This window comes from Bacillus sp. AFS029533 (assembly GCF_002585125.1).
GTDB classification, from domain to species: Bacteria; Bacillota; Bacilli; order Bacillales; family Bacillaceae_G; genus Gottfriedia; species Gottfriedia luciferensis_B.
In genome coordinates this window covers 44,645-66,140 of record NZ_NUQC01000016.1, presented here as the reverse complement: position 1 = coordinate 66,140, position 21,496 = coordinate 44,645, and the positions used below count along the sequence as shown (strand labels likewise).

Genomic DNA, 21,496 nt, shown 5'->3' with positions numbered 1-21,496 from the left:
CAATTTTAGACAATATCGAAACCATGTTAATAAAATTTTCCTTATCATACTATTTCTTTAACTAAAAACCCTTTTTTGTAACTAAAAAAAGCAGAAAGTGAAACCGCTAACTGCTTTTTCTTTGTTTCTTTTTCAAATTGGCTTAAAGCTTCGGAAGCATGGTTGCCAGGATTACAGTAAATTTTTATTTTATTGTCATGATGCTCTTGCAATTGATTTATTAGCTTTTTTCTTTTCGGACATTTTAAATACATAATTAACAATAATAGGGCAAACTATTGCTGATATTACACATGCTGCTGCAACTTGCGCAGTAGCTCCTGGTGCTATGGCAGCTAAGGTTGGATCTGCTGCTGCAACAACAGCTGGTGTAGCTACAGCATTCCCTGCAGTTGACCCTGTTGCTAAACCAACGATCGGATTTTCTTTAAATAACTTTAATAGTACATAAGCTCCAATTCCAGTGAATGCAGCTATTAATCCTAGTAATATGCCAGGACCTCCTGCTTTTATAATAGTTGAAAGATTCATTCCCGCACCTAATGGGAATGAGAAGAATGGGATTAATAATAATTTACTGCTTCCAAGGAACTTTCTCATATCAGAATCAATATTTCCTAAAATCATTCCTATTACGATTGGAATTAATACTCCTATAAGAGTTTGAAAAGGAATTGTGGCTAGGCCAGATGCACCTAATGCAACTAATGTAAAAAATGGGCCATCTTTTAAAGAAAATAAAGCATATGCACCTACATCGGTTTCGTCACCATATGATGAAGCAAGAGATGCATATAATCCACCATTAGCATTTAATAATGCTGCAAGGATAGCTAATGGTGATAATCCTAAAATTCCGGCTGGCCCAAAAAGCATCGCTACAGTTAAACCTATACCTGCACCCACTATAAATTTTCCTGTTAATAATATTGCACCTTTTTTTAATGCCTTTGGTGCTAATTTGAAATTAATTTGTGAACCAATTAAAAACATAAAACATGCCAAAATTGTAGATGATGCCTCTTTACTAAATAATGCCGTTGTAAAACTTCCAATTTGTAAAAATTGCGGGAAAAAGGTATTCGTTAATACTCCTAGAAAAAGTGGAACAACCATTAGACCACCTGGAATTTTATCAAGCGTTTTCTTAATTGGAATTTGCATTTTTAACCCTCCTAAAATAGTTTTATAATCTAGAATGAATCCATTATTTTATCAATTGTTCAAATACTAGTAGAAAGCGGTTCCATTTTTCTTGCATGATGTTCTATGTTTTAATCTCCCTATGTTTAGTTACCTGTCTATCATATTTCGATAAAAACTATTTTCATAGTTTATGAAAGTTTAATAATCCTTTTTGTAAATAAAAAAAGTAAGCAGTTTCAATAACTGCTTACAAAAAGTTTTTTATTAGGTGTTTATTGACCACATGAATAATTCCCCACCCGGTAAATCATAATGATCGAAATTCACATTCTAATTCAATAGCTTTCTTATATTGTTTATTAGCAATTAAATGCTTATATAATTTTTTTCCATATTGATTATAGTATGAAATATTATTTGTTAATTTAAAGTGTGGAATTGCTATATCATTTAAGTATTGATAATATTGAATTTGGTTATTTTCACAACACAGTTTTAAAAGTTTAAATAAAGTAATATGAATTGAACTATTATTTTTTTCTGCTAATTTTATTCCTTCATTAGTAAGCTCTAAAAGTTCATCTTTAGGTAATAACCTACCCTCCAAACAAGTCTCAGTATAATTATAATATCTCCTTAAATAATAAACTGATGTCTTATCTGTTAATTGAAGTGATCGTTCAATGTAATGCGCAGCATTTTCAAAATCTCCTCTTTTAAAATAACTTATACCTAAATTATTTAATAATATCGCTTTTTGATTACTTGCCCCAACACTGTCACAATTCCAGATTAAGTCCTTATATTTTTCAACAATCTTTACAAAACTCATTTCTTGTTCCTTTTCATATTGAATTAAAATAAGGATTTGTGCATTTATAGACTGTACATAATTATGAGTAGCATTAAAATAATGTAGTGCTTTTTTCGCATTTATATAGACTAATAGATTCTCTCCTGCATAATGATAGGCTAGTGCAAAATGATAGTAAACTTCCTTATTTTTATATTCTTTAAGATTTATTTGATTTAAAATCCCTACCGCAGCTCGTAAATCTACACTCGTCGTTGACCTATATATGCTTAAATAATAGATTGCTTTAATATGTAACAGAAAGTTTTTTTCATATTCAGACAGATTTTCACTATACTTTCTCTCAACAGAATTTATTATTTTTAGTGATTGCTTTAAATTATTTTTCCAAAGATAATATCTAGCTAATATTAAAAGATTTCTTACTACGTATTGAGATGATGAGATAAATGGGATCTGTTCTAATTTTTGTATAATCTCGTCGACTTTATTTGAGTTGTGCATAATTAATGCATTCTTTAACTCTTCTAAGTAATTTTCAATCATATGATACGAATTAAGCTTTTCGTTTATATCAATCCCTAATCGTTCTGATAATAAGGCTAAAATCTTAGAAGATAAACTAACTCTCCCACTTTCAATTCTACTTAAATGAGATTTTGAGCAAATCCCTTCGCAAAGCTCATCCTGGCTAAATCCTTTTTCCTTCCTATAATATTTAATGATTTCTCTTTCAAACATTACTTCTCCCCCAAGTTATCTTTTAGAAATAATAAAATCAGCTTTAACCATGATGTTCAATCTCTAAATCTTGCCATACTATCTAATTAGAATAAAAGCACGCTTATGTTAAAAGCGTGCTTTATGCCTTGAAGTAAAATTTATAAATTATTGAATTCCTAACTCAATTTTGATATCTGCTAATGTTTTCCCCTTATATTTTTTAGCTGGTTTTGGAGCGTTATCAACAGCTGTATTTTGCAATAAATAGTTCTTTTCTACATAAGCAAAATCTTTCGCATCAACTGTTCCATCAAAATTGATGTCTGCTGAGCGTTTGTTCGTTCCCCAGTACGTTTCAATAGCTAGAGCATCATTAATATCGATCACATTATCTTTATTTATATCTCCAGCTGTTGCAGTATCTACTGTTTCAGTTCCTAGTCTCAATTTATAACCATAGATGAATCCATCGATTGTGTTATATGCAGTATCAAATTTTCCATAAGTTGTAAAGTGTCCAGGAATATCCGTAACAACTGTAAATGCATCCTTCGTTACTGGTAAACCACCGATCGTAAACTGACCTCTTGAATCCATTGTACCAGTGTATTTTTTTCCTTTACTATCTACCACTGTTACATTTGCACCAAGTTTCGTATAATCGATATATTTTAATGTTCCGTCTGCATTATTGAAACTCTCAGGATGAATATAACCAATGACACTTGAGGTATTTGATAAAATATTGATTGGTACAATAGCTGTAAGTGGTTTTGTCACTACATTATCTACACTTGTAAATGTTGAATTAACACTATAAAAACTAGAATAATTATACACATCATTTAATTCTGGTATTTTAATCGTTACATCAACCATTGGAATATCGCCAGATACATCTTGTGTACCATCAAATGTCACATCTACATTTGATTTAACTGTTGTACTTGAAAGATTTGTTGTCGTTACATTTAATTGCCCACCAAGTTTTTTTGCTTCAGGGTTTAAAGCAATATTGACAATATTTGTATCTAACGTACTCGTCGTAAAATTATAATTAGCTTTCTGTAATTTCGCTAGATTATTTGCCGTTAAAGTTACTGTAATTTTGTCCCCAACTTGAGCATTTACTTGATTTAATCTTGTCGCGACATTTGCTTGTCCGTAAACATAAGGTGTACCTTCTTTAACAAATAGATATTGCTTCATTCCGTTGAAATTTGTTGCTTGATCTACTCCAGCAAAACGAACATTTAAAACTGATAAATTTGGTTGCATCGCAATTTCATCTTTTGCTTTTCCATTTTCATCAAGTGAAAGCTTACCTGTAAGATAAAAACTATTGTAATAATAACCAATATAGTTTTGAGATTGATCAGCCTTTAAACCAATTGCTTTCATTTGATCGACAATTTTATCATTAATTGAAGCTGTAATAGGAATTGTTTTTTGTTCTGGCTTATATTCAATAAATGGATTACCAGGTTTTTCACCTTGTACTTGGACATCAAATTGATTTGGCATTGTATTATCAACGAATAAATCTTGTGCAATCGTAAAAGCTTTATCATTATCATCATAACCAATCAATTTCATTTTGTAGTGACCTTCTTTTGCTTTAACTGGTTTATTGTCAAAAGGACTACTTGAATCGGTTGTAAATGGATAATAGTATCCCATAAACGGTTGAATATTATATTGAACACCTTCATTATAGGCTACTCCATCGAATGCATTTGAAATTCCTAAGTCCTCACCAGTTGTCGCATCAGTTAGTACCGCGTAAATATATCTCATGTGCGATTTTAACGTAAAATTAGCCGTTAAGTAAGGCGAATATAATGGTGCAGATAGATTATTGCGATCAGTTGAAATTGATTGACGACTAAGGTTCAAGCTTTGGAATCCTTGTTCAACATAATGCACACCAAATGGAATTCGATAAGTTTCTATTGGATTATCTTTATTTGTAAAGACAATATAACCTTCGTAAATTCCTTTATCTGCCGTTTTAGGTATATTTAACGCTATATTTAGTTTCTTTTGGCTAACCCCTTTTAATGTAACAGATGTAGGCGCTTGAACGGTAACTCCATTTGCTACGGCAACTTTCGAACCTCGTATATTTGATTGATAATTTACTTGAATATTAAACGTTTTTGTTTTTTCTCCTCTATTCAGCAGTGTTACTGTACGAGTATCTGAAAGATCAAATCCATTGTAAGCCTTATTCCCGAAGCTAAGTGCACCAGTATCAATATTAATTTGTTCCACTTCTCCATTAATAATTGTAGGTGTACTTTCTTTTACTTTTATTTCAATTGTAGAATGAATTGCGTTATAAGGATTAATGCGACCTGCGCCTTCTTCAAATACGGAGTAAGGCTGACTTAACGAATCTGCTGTATTCATTAAAATCGATTTAATATCTTCAGGTTGTAAATCTGGATTTGCTTGTTTTAATAAGGTAGCAACGCCTGTCGTGAAAGGTGTTGCCATCGACGTACCTGACATACGTTCATATGCATATTGGTAGTTGGTTGGATCGTTTGGACTATGAATAAAGCCAGGTACCGTTGATAAAACACTTACACCCGGAGCTGTAATTTCAGGTTTTATTTCATAATTTACTCGAGTAGGTCCTCTAGAGCTAAAATCAGCTAAGTTATCACCTTTTGTTGATAACTGTCCTAAATCACTAAATGAAAACTTTGTATTACCTGATGTAATTTTTTGCTGTAGTGCAAGCCCATCAGCATTTGTTAAATTAAAAGATGGGATAAAATCAGTACCCTCACCTAAGTAGTAAGGCAAATATCCTTCATCTGGATTGTTATTGTAAATAAGAATTGCTGCAGCACCTTTTAATTTAGCTTGTAATATTTTATCGTTAATTGTACTTGTTCCACGCGCAACGAGTACCACTTTACCGGTTACATTTAGATTATTATAATTGCTTGCTTGTCCAATTCCAGGAATATTGACAATGTCGTAAGTATTGCTTAATAAAGTTGAAATATCATCACTAAAGTTTTTTGCTAATAAACGTATGTCGGAATTGGCTGTATCAAGATGACCCTTCATAGTTGGAATTTGTGAAGGTACATCACTTGCTCCTACTGTTAAAGCTAATGCTGCTCCACCAGGCGATCCGACCGTATACATTCCATTGCCGGAATTTCCTGCAGCTACCACAGCTGTCACTCCGCTTAATACTGCATTATTAATTGCAATTGCTTCTGGGAATAACGGGTCATTATAGTTCGCACCTAGTGAAAGATTCATTACATCCATTCCATCAGCTACAGCTTGATCAATCGCAGCAATAATGTTCTCAGTAGTACCACTTCCACCTGGGCCAAGAACTCGATACACATATAAATCTGCATCTGGTGCTATTCCAGTTGTTGCATAGTTACTATTATTTTTCCCTTGTCCTACAATTGTTCCAGAAACGTGAGTACCATGTTCCGTTACATATGAAGCAGCCCCAGTACTTCCGCCCGGCTTACCTGCTTTAATCCAATCAGCATATGTTGTTTCCATTGGATCATTATCGTTATCAACGAAATCGTATCCACCTTTGAATGCATCTTTAATATCTGGATGATTATAATCAACACCCGTATCAAGTACTGCTACTTTAACTCCTTTACCTGTATATCCTTCATCATGTAGCTTGTCGATCTTTAAATAAGATCGTTCTGCGGCCATTCCTTGTCCTTGACCTTCTTTTGAAGGCTGTGCTTCACTTGTTGGCTCTTCTACTTTAACAGTTGAATCACTGTATATCGCTTGAACTGCATCTGATTTTAATAAATCCTTTACTTTATTTGCAGGTACTTCTAGTGCTACACCATTAAATGCATTTTTATATTGACGTTTGATTTTAAAGCTTCCATCTGACTTTGTTTTAAAATTAGCTTCTAAATCGTTTTTAAATGTTGAATGATCTAACTCAACATTCGCTTTTGCTTGCTCATTAGATAAGGTCTCGCCCTTTACTGCAGCTTCTAATATAGCTGCTTTTTGAGGTTTATTTTTAAATTGAACAATTACAGACACTTTACTAGAACTTTCTAGGTTCACATTTTCATCTAAAAATAAACCAGATTGATCATTTGTCGAAAGTTTTTCTAGTGCTTGTCTTTGTGCCGGACTTAAATTAGCTAAAATCGATTCGGCTTTTGAAAGGCTTTCAGCTTTTGTAACGTTTGTTACATGTCCGAGTGGAGCTAAAACAACACTTGATGATAAGGCAATTGCAGCAAAGCTTTTTGACATCTTACTTTTTGGTGCAAGTTTTCCCATAATCTTTCCTTTACCCCCATTTTTATCTCTAGTAATAACGAATAAATCACTAACACTAGTAGTCTATTAATCAGTACTAGAAACTAATAAATTTGACAAAATATTTTGTCTATAATTAGTTTAAATTTTCTGCATAGTTATTTGTTAAACGAAAAATTTAACAGGTATTTAAAATTCGTGAAATTCTAGATAAAGTAATGATTTATTTAGAAAAATATTTTTGTGACGGGAGGGACTAGCAACTTTATTTAAATGTCAGCAAAAATACAGAATTCAACAATGCATCACAATTTCTGCAAATTTAAAGCATCCTCTGAAATTGAGGATGCTTTTTTTAAAATATTAAACTCTTTACTCCAAACCTAATTGACTTAAAATACTATCTAAAGTAGCTCCTTTATATGTCGTTTTTGGTTTCGGTGCATTTTCTACACTTGGATTTTGTAATCCAAAGTTTTTAATAATGTAGGCCATATCCTTTTGATCTACTACTTTATCAAAATTAAAGTCTGCAGTTGCTTTATTTGTACCCCAAAACGTTTGTACAGCTAATGCATCTAAAATATCAATGACATTATCTTTATTTACATCACCTGCAGCAGCTGTTGATAAATTGTAGTTTATTCTCTTTCCTACCATTTCGCCACGGACTTCGTCATATAAAGTAAATTGTTTATTCATTGTAAAGTGACCTGGAATATCTACTTTTAATGTATAAGGTTTTTCGTCAACTTTCAGTGTATTTGCAATATACTGACCATCCTTATTTAATGTAGGCTCCACAACTGTTTTACCGTCATACGAAGTAACGGTTACTTTAGCTCCTATTTTACTTTTATCAAGTGCATAGTTTTCACTACCAGTTACTGGATTTAAGAATCCCTCAGCTTTGATTGCACCATCTAATCTAGAATATGTTGGTTTAAACGTAAAGCTTTCCATGAAAGCATATACTCCATTTGTTGTGACATTCGATTGATCAATTGTAGATGCACTCATTGTAAACCAATCATAAGGCACAGCTTTCGTATAGATATTGGCAGTTTTTACATCAAAGTTAAAGAGTTGTAAATCTTCCGGTAATGTTTTATTACCTAAATAATTGAACGTTATTGTATATAAGGTTTTTGATCCAGAAGGGGTAGTAGTATATGAAACGTTTGCATCACCATACTGTTTCACCGCATCATTTACAACTACATTATCAATTGAACCTTCACCGTTAATTACAGGAATCGTAATTTTAGTTGTTTTTAAGTTTTTCACATTATTTGAACGAACAGTGAAATTTACTGTGTCTCCATTTGTAATACTCTGTTTATTTGCCTTTAAATAATAGTAAGGTAATGACTTGTCAACAAAAGCAACTCTGTACCTATTTGAAGCATTTAAATTAAAGTTTCTTGCTGCATCAAAACCATAAAATGATACTTCTAAAGGTTTATCTTGTTTCTTCACAAGGATCTTATCATGGTAATCGCCATTTATATCAGTATGAATTGGATTTGCAGGACGCGGACCGTTGTAAAACGAAACAACTGAATTACTTGACTGATCTACTGGGATACCTAAGCGATTCGCTTCATCCGTTTCTGGATCATATAAATGAATGTTAAAATCATATAAAAATTGTCCATTTGCATCAAACTGACTATCGTCATATTCAATTACTTTTTGATCTAATGAATCAAAGCTAGTCGTCATTTTTGGAGCTCCAGCTTCAAAAATGAAGTCTGATGCAGCAGAGAATGTTTTCCCTTTTTCGTCACTTCCTACAAGTCTTAATTTATAATGTCCGGTTTTTGCAATTACTGGTTCATTACTAACCGGATTTTTTTGGTCACCAGTAAATGGATAGTAGTAAGAATTAAAGCCATTGAAATTAGTGTAAACTTGGTCTTCATTTAAAGTAATTGGTTGATAGGAACCAACTAGCCCAAGGTCTTCACCAGTTTTTGCATCTTGTAAGATAACATCTAACGTTTTCATATGTGTTTTTAATGAAAACTCGAACGCTAGGTTGGGATTTGCATTTGCTGGCCAAATCGTATCAACACCAAATAATGGATTATCTATTTTAAATGATTTAATTCCTTCTTCTACAACTCGTCCTCCAAATGGGATCTGGTATTGCTCTGTTGGATCAGCAGTATTCGTAAACGTTACATAACCTTCATATGTTCCTTTTTCAGCCGTTTTAGGAAAATTCAAGTCGAACTTAACTGATTTTTGACTAATTCCATTTAACTTAACGGATGTAGGACCAGACAATGTTACTCCATTTGCTGCAGCATCTTTAGATCCCCTTAATCCAGTTTGAAATTTTACATTTACGTTAAATGTTTTTGTTTTTTCACTACGATTCTTCAAAATAACGCTACGAGAGTCTGTAATATCTTGATTTTCAAACCCAATTGAGCCAAAGCTCATTCCACCTGTTATTTCTTTGATCGATTTTTGCTTCCCATTAATAATTGTTGGTGTTTGATCAATTACTTCTAATTCGACATTTGAGTGGATTGCTTCATATGCATCAACTCGTCCACTACCTATTTCAAATACACTATAATCTTTTGATAATGGATCAGCAGTATTCATCAAAATAGATTTTACATCTTCTGGTTGTAAGTCCTTATTAGATTGTAATAATAAAGCTGAAACACCTGCTACATAAGGTGATGCCATTGAAGTACCAGATAAGCGCTCATAAGCATATTTATAATCTTCTGGTTTTGATCCATCCGCTACTTTATTATTTACAAAGAATGGAACTGTTGAAAGAATCGATACACCAGGTGCAGTTACTTCAGGCTTAATATCATAATTTACACGAGATGGTCCTCTTGAACTAAAAGTAGCTAACTCATCACCATTTGTTTTTAACTTTGTATAGTCACCAAAAGTGAAATCAGATTTACCTGATTTTAATGCGGCTGAGATTGCTAAACCATCTGCATTCGAAACGGAAAATGCTGGAATTGCATCTACAGATTCTCCAAGGAATGATTGGATTGGGCCTTCCGCTTTATTTGTTTCATCATTATACATTAATACAGCAATAGCACCTTTTGCTTTTGCGTTCATAATCTTATCCATTAATCCAATTGAGCCACGCTTAATGAATGCAATTTTCCCGTTAACATCTTTCCCATTAAAGTCGGATGTATTACCTAGTCCAACATCAACAAGTTGATAGCTTTTCCCTTTTAATGTTGTTAAATCGTCTGCATAATTCCTTGCTAACTGTCTTAAAGAATAATTCGCTCCATTTTGTACGCCAGCATATTGGAAAATATCTAAAGCAATTGATGATGCTCCTACTGTTATAGGTAAAGCTGCAGCGGCTGGCGATCCTACTGTATACATTTTATCGCCTGTATTCCCTGCTGCAACAACAGTTGTTATACCGCTTAATACTGCATTATTAACAGCTACCGATGTCGCATAAAGTGGGTCATTTAATGTATTCCCTAATGACATGTTGATAACATCCATACCATCTTTTACTGCTCGATCTATTCCAGCAATAATTGCTTCAGCTGTACCACTACCACCCGGACCAAGAACTCGGTAAGAATAAAGATCCGCCTCAGGAGCAGCGCCTACCGTTTTGTATTCGCTATCCGATATACCTCGTCCACCAATAATTCCTGCTACATGGGTACCATGTTCTGTATAGTAGTCTGCTCCATTTGCAGTACCAGGTTTTCCTGCTTTTACCCAATCAGCATAGGTGGTTTCCATTGGATCATTATCATTATCAACAAAGTCATATCCACCTTTATATGCATCTTTCAAGTCTGGATGATGATAGTCAATCCCTGTATCTAATATCCCTACTTTAATTCCTTTTCCGGTATACCCTTCCTTATGTAAGCGATCTAATGCGTCATAAGGAGTATAATTGGAAACATTTGCTTCATCTGCTTTTAATTGTTCAGACTTTGATTCAGCTGGTGGATCAATCGTAAATTTCTCATTACTCCATACCGATTTTACTGCATCTGACTTTAACAAGTTTTTAATTTGGTTTGCTGGTAAACTCATTGACACACCGTTAAATGCATTTTTGTATGAATGATTTATCTTGTAATCTACTTTTTTATTATTATCATTAACTAATACTTTCCCAACGTCTTGGCTAAATGTTTCGTGGTCTTTATCCACTAAGTCCTCTGCTTCAGATTTTGAAAGTTCTTTCCCCGCTACACTTGCTTCAATTTGTGCAACTTTAGCTGGTTTGTTTGAAAATTCAACAATGACAGATGTTTGATTTGTTGATGTTAAATCAATTTGGGAAGAAATATTAAGTACCGTTTGTTCATTTGTAGAAAGTTGGTTGATTGCTGCTCTTTGAGCTGGTATTAAATTAGCAAGCATATTATCAGCATTCGTGATACTACTTGCTTTTGTAACATTTGATACATGACCAAATGCCCCAATCATTACACTTGAAGTTAATGCAAAAACTGCAACACTTTTAGAAATTTTACTTTTCCGTGCTTTTCTCATACCTTTCTCTTACCCCCATTTTTTTAGTTTTATACCCTGAAAACATATTTCTAGTAATCTATCAGAAATAGTTCCTTATTTAGACAATTTATTTGCCTATAATAATTTTAAATTTTCTGCTTATTCAAGCATAATAGGGATTATTTAATTGGTATTTAAATTTCACGAAATTCCATGTGGGACATGAATCGTAAAAAAAAAATTATTGAATTGATAAGTTTATGAAGAGAATTTTGTTTTGCAGAATAATAATTTTTAATAAAAATTACCAATTCAAATTTTGTGAAATTCAACAAATATTCTGCCTTCTCATGTATAATAAAAAATTAAATGCTGTATGGAATTCCCAAACTACCCGGAGGATCAAGATGTACTTAGAAAAAATTAACTATCTTATAGAGGTTGCGAAAGAAAAATCAATCATAAAAACTGCAGAGAAACTTCATACTTCTCCTTCTGTAATCAGTCAGTTCATTACTCAAATGGAAAAAGAATGGGGATTAAAGATTTTTACACGGACTAAAACTGGGACAATTCCGACTGAGGAAGGACAGGTTGTTATTAGAAAAGCAGCTGAAATTTTATCTAAATACGAAGAAATGAAAGAAGAGATAAATATTCAAGCTAACTTATCGAAAACTATATTAAAAATAGCTTACGTACCGAGCGTGACGAATATAATATTTGATTCAATATTAGAACTTAAAAGAGAATCTCCCGAAATTGATGTCTATATGTATGAAATGGGTCCGATGGAAGTATTGGCCAATATTAAGTCAGGTAAATCTGATTTAGGATTACTTCCGATCAATGAATTTCAGCTAAAGAGTGAAGTAGATATTAATTATAAAAAAATTTATGAAGGTAACCTATGTATATGTGTCGGTAAGGATTCTCTGTTAAGAAGTTATGAATCACTTACCCCGGAAAATTTAATTAATGAGAAATTTGCTTTATATGACGGTACGCACGTAAAGCGAATATTTGACTTATTTTTTGATGAGGTTAACATTCTCTTTTCTGCTACTAACACAGAAATAATAAAAAAAGCTGTGATCGAAGGTTTGGCAATCACATTAACATATGATAAGACTTTAGATTCAGATATAAATGTATTGACCGGTAAGATGTTCACAATTCCAATTGAATTACCTAATTTTAATCCAAATCCTATATGGTATATTCAGGCTAACAATAAACCCGTTTCAAGTATCACAAAGAGATTTCTTCAATTACTAAAAAAAGAAATAGAATAAACTAAAACAACCCCCTCATAAAAAGTTGGGGGCTGTTTTTTTTTTCTAAAATGTTGTTTTATAAACTGTGCAATGCTTGATTACTAGTATTCAAAGCTTTATCAATTAACTAAAAATCTGGGAACATCCCTCTCCATATTTTAAGTTTACGTATTGTGAAAATGTCGGTACTGAGTTTATTAATCTATTTTTTGGACAGAAGGCATTTTATAACTTCCGTTTAACACATTAAAACTAGGTTGATAAAATCTCATAATTAATTTAAAGTCACCTTCTGGAGCTGGTAACCAATTGGCTTCTTTTCCTTTCGGTGAATCGTGTTGGATATAAATGTCTAGTGACCCATCAGGATTGTATTTTATTTCATTAGAAAAATTACCAATTTTATAGCGGTTAATTGGATTTTTTACTAGAAAAAAGTCTGTACCATACATAGTTAGCGACCAAAATGCTTGTACATCTGGTAATCTACCTTTATCAAAATGAAGTACGTACTTATTTTTTCCATTTAATTGAGTATTTGTGCTATCAACTAAAGTACTGGAATAAAGCGCTTCTTCAGGTATATTTGCAACTGTACCATTATATGCAATAACCGATCTTAATAAATAGTTATGACCGTACACACCACCATCAAAACTAAAACGCCAATCTTTTGTATACGCACGCTGTTGAGTTTTATATTTAATGATGTCCATGCTATCTTTAATCGCTCTGTCCACTCCATTTAATGTATCTTGACTAATGTTTTTTAATGAATCTTTTACAGTTGAATCAATACCAATTTCTTTAAATTGATCTAATAAAGTATTCTCTTCTTGAGATGGCATGTTCTTAAGAATATTTTCATTCATTAATCTTAGGAATTCTTTTGCTGACAACGCTTCCACTTTTGAACTCGTTAATAAATCATTCCTACGTTCTTTAAATATTGGATCCTTCCCGTTTAATTTCGTAATTGTAAACTTTTTCTCTAAGTTAACTGCTTCTGCTAAGTCATCATCATTCTTTACGAATATTCGTCCTAAAGCCCAAACGTGATCAGTAGGTGCTTGAATCTTTGTAACCCCTTCTGGCAATGCACCTTTCCAATTAGGCGATACAATTGCAAAGTGACCAACTTTTGTCCCTGTCGTACGTCGACCAATATAGTTAAATGTGTTGTCCCAAGCATCAACTAGTTGAATACTATAGTAACGGTCATTTGTATCCGGTACATTTATCATAACGGGATACTTAGAAAGATTTAACCATGCATCATAATATAAAGTATCATTGTTTGGAGCCATTGCACTTTTCTCATCTGCTGTCGCTAATGTTTCGCTATATCGAAATTTATTTAATAATAACCAATCTTTTGATTGAGTAGTGGCTCTTAGTTGTTTCGTACGTTCCAACGTGAGTAAAGGATACCCATAAATAAAGGCTTGAGTTCCTAGACTATATCCAAGATTTTCCTCAGGCGACGTAATATCAGTATTCGCTTTCACTGATAATTTAGTTGAGATAACTGTGTTTTTGGTTTCTCTTTTAATTGAATCATTTGTTTTTGCAGATGCAAAAGACATAACAGACCCGAATGAAAGAAATAAAGCAAGAACCGTTGATGCATGAATCAATTTGCGTTTTGACATACAAAAATCCTCCTTGATTTACTTTTGAACAAGCGTTCATATTTTTATTTTAAATTTTCTGATAATTAATTTGTATTGTTTAATTTTTAACTAGTGTTCTGATTTTATGAAATCTATTGCTATAATCGGTTAATATAAAAAAAACACGCCATCTTTAAGTAGATAGCGTTTTAGACTAATTTTCAAATTTAGGAGTTTTGATTGCTTGCTCATTGTAAAATAATCATCACGATTTAAAATCATAATTTACTTCTTAATAGCTAGTGAATGATCTGGGTAATTGTTGGGTTCTATAATGGCACCATAATCGCTCGACCTTCCTCCCCAGCTAGAGTAAATCACTTACAAAAGTTGTTTCAATTCGAAAAAGCGACTTTTCCAACCAATTTAATTATTTCGCAATGCTAGAATCTCGAAATTTCTCTACCCTTGACGAATGTAACGACTTTTTAGTCGAACGTTTTGACTCAAAAGTAAAATTTCTAGAAAGTGAGTGCCTTAAGCAACCTGAAACGGAAGCGATTGTTTAAAACAATCAATACCATTAGGTAGTCCTTTTTTTGTTCAATTGTTTTTCATCACATAAATTCTAAAAGAGTCACTCGGCTTTCGAGTGACTCTTTTCATTTAGTTTTTATACGTCAGAATCGGCGAAAGATTACTATTAACAGTCGTACTCCCTACTGTTCGATACGCCATTACTTTATAGTAATACGTCGTTTTTGTTTTCAACGATTTGTTCGTGAAACTAACCGTAATCCCACTTGTGATCTTCCCGACAACACTGTAGGTTCCAGTTGCACTCGTTGAGCGGTACACTTTGTAGCCACTTGCCCCGTCAACTTTTTTCCAGGACAGTGTCATTGAAGACGAACTCACTTTCTTCGAAGTCAATCCAGATGGTGTAGCTGGAATCGCTTTTCCACTCGCCACACGGCTATAAGATTTGTACACTTTTGCATTATTTACAACATTGTAAGGTCGTACTTTATAGTAATACGTTGAACCAGTTGTGACACCTGTGTTGATCGCACTCATTGTTGAACCACTTGTAACCGTTGCTACTTTCGTGTAACTTCCTGTACTTGATGTAGAACGGTATACTTCATAGCCACTTGCTAATGGCATTTGGTTCCAACTCACTTTGATACTATTGTAAGAACTCGATCCTGCTTTGATTGTTGCATTCACAACAGTCGTTGTTTTCGTTGTACTTTTATTCCCTATACCATCGATTGCGTATACTCCAATAACGGTACCTGCTTTTTGTACAGGAATCGTCATGCTGTACTTTCCATCTTTTGCGGTTGTTTCAGCTAGTTTTGTACTTCCAACTACAGCAATTACTTTTGTACCCGATACAGCTGAACCTTTTACAGTATTGTCGAGATCGTATAACGCATCAATGCTTGGCGTTTTATCATTAAACGTTGCTTTAATGCGGTAAGAACCTGATGTGATCCCGCTGAAATCATTAGGTTGAATTGCTACATAATACGTCCCTTTTTGTAAGTTATATTCCAGGTTTAAGTTCTCTCCAGAATAGTCTGTGTACTCTGAATCAATCCGATTTTTGTTTTGATCAAGCAGCTCTACCCAGTACGAACCGATGGTTTTATCTAAAGATAATAATACGATACCGTCCTTATTACTCGTTAGCTGATACATATCTCGGTCATCTATCGAATAAGCAGTCGAAGAATAGCTCACATTTGATGTAATCGGCAGACTTGTTTCGACCGTGTCATTCGGTTCGAAACTTGTTGCATTACGTGTGAAAGACGACGCGTAAGTCGTTTTTAATCGGTAAGTACCAGCCGTTAGTCCGCTCAAATCACTTGGTTCAACTGTGACATAATATTTCCCTTTTGGGACGTTTAATTGAATCACCCCTGAATCACCAGAACCATCTGTGTATTCATCATCTAACTCTTCTTTATTCACATCGCTAAGTGTTATACGATAACTTCCTTTTGTTTGATCCAGCGCAAGATAGACTTCACCGTCTTTTGTACTAATGAATTGGTACACGTCTTTATCTAGCTCTGTTTCAGCAGTTGACGAGACAAACTCCCCATTTGGAACAGTCATGCTCGTTTCGGGAGTGTCATTACTTTCAAAACTTTTTGCATTTCTAGTGAAACTTGCCGCGTATGTCGCTTTTAAACGATAACTTGGCGCAGAAACATTTGTATATCCTTCTTCTTCAACTTGAATCGTGTAGGTTCCAATTGGTACTTCCACCGAAATATAGGCATCATCACCTGATCCGCCTGTCCAGTTTCTTTCCAATTCATTCTCATTTTCATCGAGTAACGATACCTTATAGGATCCTACTGTTTTGTCTAAAACAATGTACACTTCTCCGTCTTTTGTTGTTGAGAACTCAAAACGTTGTGTTGCTCCTTTTGCAATTTGGTTTGTGATCGGCACGCCATTTTCAATTGTATTTTCCTCCGCAAAGGTCACCCCGCGAAACGAAAACATCACCATCAAAATAACCACAAACGCACTCACAACTTTCTTCAAAACCAACCACTCCTTCTCCTCTATGTGTAATTTGGATAAAATTTCCTTATCCGTAGCATTCTCATTTTACACTACGAAAGTTTTGTATGGTGTAAAATTCTCATTTTTCCGTTTTTTTTCTATATATAATGTTTGGTTTCGAGAGTCTCGGGAACCCTTGGAGTCATGGTGAAATTTAATGATTTTAGTTTAAATTACCTATACATCCCACTCGCGAATTCTTGTGGGGGTTTCTTTCCTTTTCGAATTAATCCCCACTCTTCTCTAACCTATTAATGGAAGTTGGAAGTTTATTTAGTACTCCCATGGTAGTTGCATAAAGGATAGTTTATAAAAAAGTAAAAAAAGTTGTTTCTTCCTCAATCAATTATACTTTTTCGATGAAAATCAATTAAATCTGGATCAATTTCCTTTAATAAATCTTCAAAACTTGACCATCCATTTTTTAAAACAAATTCATCTTCTAGTTCGTAATGGATACCATCCAAACTTGAACAATTTGAACATCTCCATCACCTACCTCAATTTCATGAAATGACTCTGTAAAATAAACCGGCTTCTAATTTTAGTTCTAAAGTATATTTGACCATAAAAAAACTGCACCTCCCAATGTTAGTGGTGTCTAACAATTGGGGTGCAGTTCAAATATGTAATGTCCTTTTATTTATCTATCATTTTTAAAATTAGATCTAGACAATTTTTTTCTTGCCCTGTTCTTTCATATTAAGCATTTCTAGTTGCTCGAATATGATCTAAAATAGACTGTTCAACAGTCTCATTGAAATTGTTTATTCTTGAATTCAAGAAGAATGCATCTACCCAGCTCCACAATAAGGAGCATGCTGTAAAACATAGAAAAATATAAAATAATATATTAATTGTACCTGTATATAATAAAAAAATAATTGCAATTAAAGGTAAAATCATGGAAATAAACATTGCACCACCATATTTATAGTCTTCAGTATAAAAACGATGTGCTCCAAAAAAATGAAGACCAGCCCATAAACCCCAGGCAGCATCTTTACTTTTCATTTTTTTCAACATTTCTGTTTCTAAAAAACCAAGTTCTTCTAAAGTAAGATCTTTTTTATTAAGATTACTTTTGAAATGACTCATGAAAATTATTCCTTTGTAGAAGCGATTTCTGAATTTTTCTTAGCGTTTTTAATTAAACGAATTTCTGAAATGATTTCATTTTCAATTTTTTCATTTGTGTTCTTGATCATACCATTGATTAAGAATAAATCAATTAATGACCAAATTCCTAATCCACCTAATGTTAATAACATAGCAACAGCAGAACCTGTTTTACCTAAATAAAAACGGTGCCCTCCTAAACTAGCTAAAAATAACCATAATAACCAAGTTGTTCCAGATGATTTCTTCTTCTTAGTCATTTCTGAACTTAAAAGCTGTAAATCCTCAGATGATAGATCTTGTTTTTGTAAGATAGACATAAAAATCCCCCTTTAACCAAATTTTAATACAATTGTAAATTATACACTAAAAATGTAACATTTTGTCTTGTTTTAAAAAAATAAATAAATATTTTTCATTAAACCCATTTTTATGTCAAAAAAGAGAAGGCCATTTATTAAATATAAATATAGTCTACAAATTTACCAAAAAGATAAAGCCTGTATCTATGATTACCGAGTAATTATAGATACAGGCTCTTATTTTTCTAATTCAACTAGTCGAGTAGAATGGAGTCTTTTTACCTTCTACTTACTAAATCCTCTAGATTTTCTTCGAGATTGCCACTGTATTGCTCTTTCGTTGTGCCATTTATCCCAGTTGCTTTCTTATTTGGTAATTCAATGTGGCATTGAACTAATGATTGCTTATCTAGTAAATGTGTAAGCGATGTAAATTGCATTTTAGGATCAGATTTTGCTAATTCTGCTATCCTTAGTAGTTTTGTTTCCATTTGTTATATCTACCTCTGTGTGTAGTAAATGTATCCCTATTAAGGATGATAAAATAAAGTTTTTCTGCCCCAAAAAGCTGTTTCCTTATAAATCGGATACTGTTATAAAACAAAAAACCTCTTGATATACAAGAGGTTTGAGTATGATACCAACTGGACTTGAACCAGCGACCTCTACCCTGTCAATTACAGAGTACGAGTCTTATCCAGTAATTATGAATATTTTAGTTCAATTAAGTCCAGTAAATCAATGGGTGATGAAATTTTATTCATTGTAATTCGTTTATTTCTATTGAATCTAATATGTCCGTGCAATTTCTGTGCAATTGAAAAGTAATTGTTTATTTTGAGGTAGGGTGCATATTGTAATTAGTTATTGATTACTCAACTAAAAAAGACGATTGGAAAACAATACATGCAGATACCAATTCTTCTAAAAATTATTGAAGAAAGTCAAATTGAAAAAATTTTTTAATAACTTCATCGGTTACATCTGTAATTTGTTTATATTCATAGTTTGGTGGAGTTCATCGAAAAATCTCCTTTCCTTAGTGTCATAAGACAGGCAGTAATGTTGTCCATAAACTTGAGATTTTCCAAATACAAAATGGAATTCCGAAAAATAATATTACCAAATACTCAAATCTTCGAAAGAACACAAGAAGATATATACATGTTCCAAAAACAAGGCAAGGAATAAAAAATCAGTGATATGAGTTGGGAAAATGTCTGTGATTAGCTTATATTAATCAGCTATGGAGACGACCAATACATTTTGGAATTAATTTGAAGGGAAAACAGTTTTATTTTGTTATGACGGAAAGAACTTGCATAGGAAGTATGTGCAATCCACTTAGTAATAGGTGATTTTTTGTATTTAAAAGGGCTTCCCAAAAGTCAGTTCTCTTAACTTAAGGGGTAGCCCAATTTTTATTTATGCAGCTTTATTTGTGGTTCTTCTATACTATCACTCTGATTTAACTTACTGTTTTTATAACCGTAAGTAGCGTAAATTACTAAACCTATTACTAACCAAACTACAAATCCCTTCCAAGTAAATGCTGAAAGTTGGAACATTAAATATCCACAGAATAAAATTGCTAATACTGGAACAACAGGAACCCAAGGAGTTTTAAATCCACGTTTTAAGTTGGGATGAGTTTTTCTTAAGACTAAAATGCCAAGTGATACAGCTGAGAAGGCAAATAATGTACCAATATTTGTTAATTCAGCTAGTTTATTTAATGGAATTAAACCAGCAAATGCAGCAACTAATCCACCAGTTACCCATGTACTTACAACCGGTACTTGAGTTTTACCATTAACTTTTGATAATTTTTTCGGAAGTAAACCATCTCTACTGATTGAGTAGAATAAACGTGTTTGTCCAAACATCATTACGATTAAAACTGTAGTAATACCAATTATTGCACCTAGTGAAATGAAACCAGCTGCCCAATCTTGGTGGATAAATGATAAAGCAAAAGCAACAGGATCTTTAACACCAAGTTGATCAAACGGCACGATACCCGTAAGAATTAAGGAAACAACGATATATAAGATTGTACAAATTGTTAATGCAGAAATAATACCGATTGGTAAGTTACGTTGAGGATTTTTTACTTCCTCAGCAGCAGTAGCTACTGCATCAAAACCAAAGTAAGCAAAAACAACAACTGCAGCTCCAGCTGTTACACCAGAGAATCCCATTGGCATAAACGGTGTCCAGTTTCCTGGCTCAACATACCAAACACCTATAGCGATGAAAAGAATTACTACTGCTAATTTAACAATTACCATTACAGTGTTTAGTTTTGCAGATTCTTTTACACCTCTAGTAAGAACGAATGTAACTAATAATACGATAAGAACTGCTGGTAAATCTATAAAAGTTCCTTTAGAAGGATCAAATGCACTTGTTAATGCTGTTGGGAAATGAATTCCAAAACCTGATAATAAACTTTGGAAGTAACCAGACCATCCACTAGCTACAGCTGATGAAGCCAGTCCATATTCAAGTACCATATCCCAACCTAAAATCCATGCCACAATTTCACCGAATGCGACATAACTATACGTATATGCGCTGCCTGCCTCAGGAATCATTGATGCAAATTCAGAGTAACATAATGCAGCAAATGTACAGGCTAAACCTGCAATTATAAATGAAAGTATAAGTGCTGGACCAGCATAATCTGCTGCTGCTACACCAGTTAGAACGAAAATCCCGGTACCAATAATTGCACCTATTCCTAGCATTGTTAGGTCAAATGCACCTAAAACTTTATTAAGTGAACTGTTAGATAATCCACTCGATACTGATTTTTTTCGAAATAAATTCATAAAAACCTCCTCTAAATTCTTGTGCTACTTTTCCAATTTTAATTATTTAGTACTTTCATAGTTGTTTGCGAAAAAAGAAAATTCAGACAACTAAAACCATAAAAATTTAATTGTTTGAATTGAACGCGATTTTTATCTTATCATACGATTTGTAACTACACAAAGCATTTTTCAACAAAATAAAATATTCAGAAAATGTGTAGAAAGACTATATTCAGATCCTTTTCTAATATTAAATAAACAAAGACAGCATTGGCTTATTATCCGTACCCTTGTTACAACCTGACTACAACAC

The 21,496-nt window shown here is 33.1% G+C and carries 12 protein-coding genes; 2 read left to right on the top strand and 10 right to left on the bottom strand.

Annotated elements, in window-relative coordinates; genetic code table 11:
* Window positions 1–195: 195 nt before the first annotated feature.
* The 4 genes from COE53_RS08965 to COE53_RS08950 form a co-directional block, all read right to left on the bottom strand.
* Window positions 196–1,164, bottom strand: a complete 969-nt coding sequence (locus COE53_RS08965; RefSeq protein WP_091024900.1) for a 2-keto-3-deoxygluconate permease — start codon at window positions 1,162–1,164, stop codon at window positions 196–198.
* Between the two features lie 289 nt (window positions 1,165–1,453).
* The gene (locus COE53_RS08960; RefSeq protein ID WP_098947848.1) at window positions 1,454–2,701 is read right to left on the bottom strand and encodes a helix-turn-helix domain-containing protein; all 1,248 of its coding nucleotides are present in this window, start codon (window positions 2,699–2,701) and stop codon (window positions 1,454–1,456) included.
* Window positions 2,702–2,848: 147 nt separating this feature from the next.
* On the bottom strand, window positions 2,849–6,994 hold the full coding sequence (locus tag COE53_RS08955; RefSeq protein ID WP_098947846.1) for a S8 family serine peptidase: 4,146 nt from the start codon (window positions 6,992–6,994) through the stop codon (window positions 2,849–2,851).
* Between the two features lie 351 nt (window positions 6,995–7,345).
* Window positions 7,346–11,506, bottom strand: coding sequence for a S8 family serine peptidase (locus tag COE53_RS08950; RefSeq protein ID WP_098947843.1), 4,161 nt, complete (start codon window positions 11,504–11,506; stop codon window positions 7,346–7,348).
* A gap of 368 nt (window positions 11,507–11,874) precedes the next feature.
* Between COE53_RS08950 and COE53_RS08945 the strand changes: the two genes are divergently transcribed.
* Window positions 11,875–12,762, top strand: coding sequence for a LysR family transcriptional regulator (locus COE53_RS08945; protein WP_175495672.1), 888 nt, complete (start codon window positions 11,875–11,877; stop codon window positions 12,760–12,762).
* A 179-nt stretch (window positions 12,763–12,941) separates the two neighbouring features.
* Here COE53_RS08945 and COE53_RS08940 read toward each other — a convergent pair whose 3' ends face one another.
* The 5 genes from COE53_RS08940 to COE53_RS08920 all read right to left on the bottom strand — a co-directional run bounded on the left by COE53_RS08940 (window position 12,942) and on the right by COE53_RS08920 (window position 18,858).
* On the bottom strand, window positions 12,942–14,396 hold the full coding sequence (locus COE53_RS08940) for a DUF1254 domain-containing protein (RefSeq protein WP_091024889.1): 1,455 nt from the start codon (window positions 14,394–14,396) through the stop codon (window positions 12,942–12,944).
* Window positions 14,397–15,023: 627 nt separating this feature from the next.
* Window positions 15,024–16,925, bottom strand: a complete 1,902-nt coding sequence (locus COE53_RS08935; RefSeq protein ID WP_142350401.1) for a fibronectin type III domain-containing protein — start codon at window positions 16,923–16,925, stop codon at window positions 15,024–15,026.
* A gap of 723 nt (window positions 16,926–17,648) precedes the next feature.
* Window positions 17,649–18,044 (bottom strand): NINE protein, encoded by a 396-nt coding sequence (locus tag COE53_RS08930; protein WP_091024885.1) that lies wholly within the window; start codon window positions 18,042–18,044, stop codon window positions 17,649–17,651.
* A 5-nt stretch (window positions 18,045–18,049) separates the two neighbouring features.
* The gene (locus COE53_RS08925) at window positions 18,050–18,385 is read right to left on the bottom strand and encodes a TM2 domain-containing protein (RefSeq protein WP_091024883.1); all 336 of its coding nucleotides are present in this window, start codon (window positions 18,383–18,385) and stop codon (window positions 18,050–18,052) included.
* A gap of 260 nt (window positions 18,386–18,645) precedes the next feature.
* Window positions 18,646–18,858: a hypothetical protein gene (locus COE53_RS08920; protein ID WP_286143892.1), complete on the bottom strand. Its 213-nt coding sequence runs from the start codon at window positions 18,856–18,858 to the stop codon at window positions 18,646–18,648.
* 143 nt (window positions 18,859–19,001) lie between these two features.
* On the opposite strand from COE53_RS08920, the gene COE53_RS24295 reads away from it, so the two are divergent.
* A complete protein-coding gene (locus COE53_RS24295; RefSeq protein ID WP_286143891.1) occupies window positions 19,002–19,136 on the top strand; it encodes a hypothetical protein in 135 nt (44 codons plus the stop codon).
* Window positions 19,137–19,788: 652 nt separating this feature from the next.
* Here the strand turns inward: COE53_RS24295 and bcaP are convergent.
* On the bottom strand, window positions 19,789–21,201 hold the full coding sequence (gene bcaP / locus COE53_RS08915; RefSeq protein ID WP_069033026.1) for a branched-chain amino acid transporter BcaP: 1,413 nt from the start codon (window positions 21,199–21,201) through the stop codon (window positions 19,789–19,791).
* Window positions 21,202–21,496 lie beyond the last annotated feature (295 nt).

Bases quoted from the DNA above. Each gene is read 5' to 3' on its own strand.
- COE53_RS08965 (WP_091024900.1), bottom strand. From the start codon at position 1,164: ATGCAAATTCCAATTAAGAAAACGCTTGATAAAATTCCAGGTGGTCTA.
- COE53_RS08960 (WP_098947848.1), bottom strand. From the start codon at position 2,701: ATGTTTGAAAGAGAAATCATTAAATATTATAGGAAGGAAAAAGGATTT.
- COE53_RS08955 (WP_098947846.1), bottom strand. From the start codon at position 6,994: ATGGGAAAACTTGCACCAAAAAGTAAGATGTCAAAAAGCTTTGCTGCA.
- COE53_RS08950 (WP_098947843.1), bottom strand. From the start codon at position 11,506: ATGAGAAAAGCACGGAAAAGTAAAATTTCTAAAAGTGTTGCAGTTTTT.
- COE53_RS08945 (WP_175495672.1), top strand. From the start codon at position 11,875: ATGTACTTAGAAAAAATTAACTATCTTATAGAGGTTGCGAAAGAAAAA.
- COE53_RS08940 (WP_091024889.1), bottom strand. From the start codon at position 14,396: ATGTCAAAACGCAAATTGATTCATGCATCAACGGTTCTTGCTTTATTT.
- COE53_RS08930 (WP_091024885.1), bottom strand. From the start codon at position 18,044: ATGAGTCATTTCAAAAGTAATCTTAATAAAAAAGATCTTACTTTAGAA.
- COE53_RS08925 (WP_091024883.1), bottom strand. From the start codon at position 18,385: ATGTCTATCTTACAAAAACAAGATCTATCATCTGAGGATTTACAGCTT.
- COE53_RS08920 (WP_286143892.1), bottom strand. From the start codon at position 18,858: ATGGAAACAAAACTACTAAGGATAGCAGAATTAGCAAAATCTGATCCT.
- COE53_RS24295 (WP_286143891.1), top strand. From the start codon at position 19,002: ATGATACCAACTGGACTTGAACCAGCGACCTCTACCCTGTCAATTACA.
- bcaP (WP_069033026.1), bottom strand. From the start codon at position 21,201: ATGAATTTATTTCGAAAAAAATCAGTATCGAGTGGATTATCTAACAGT.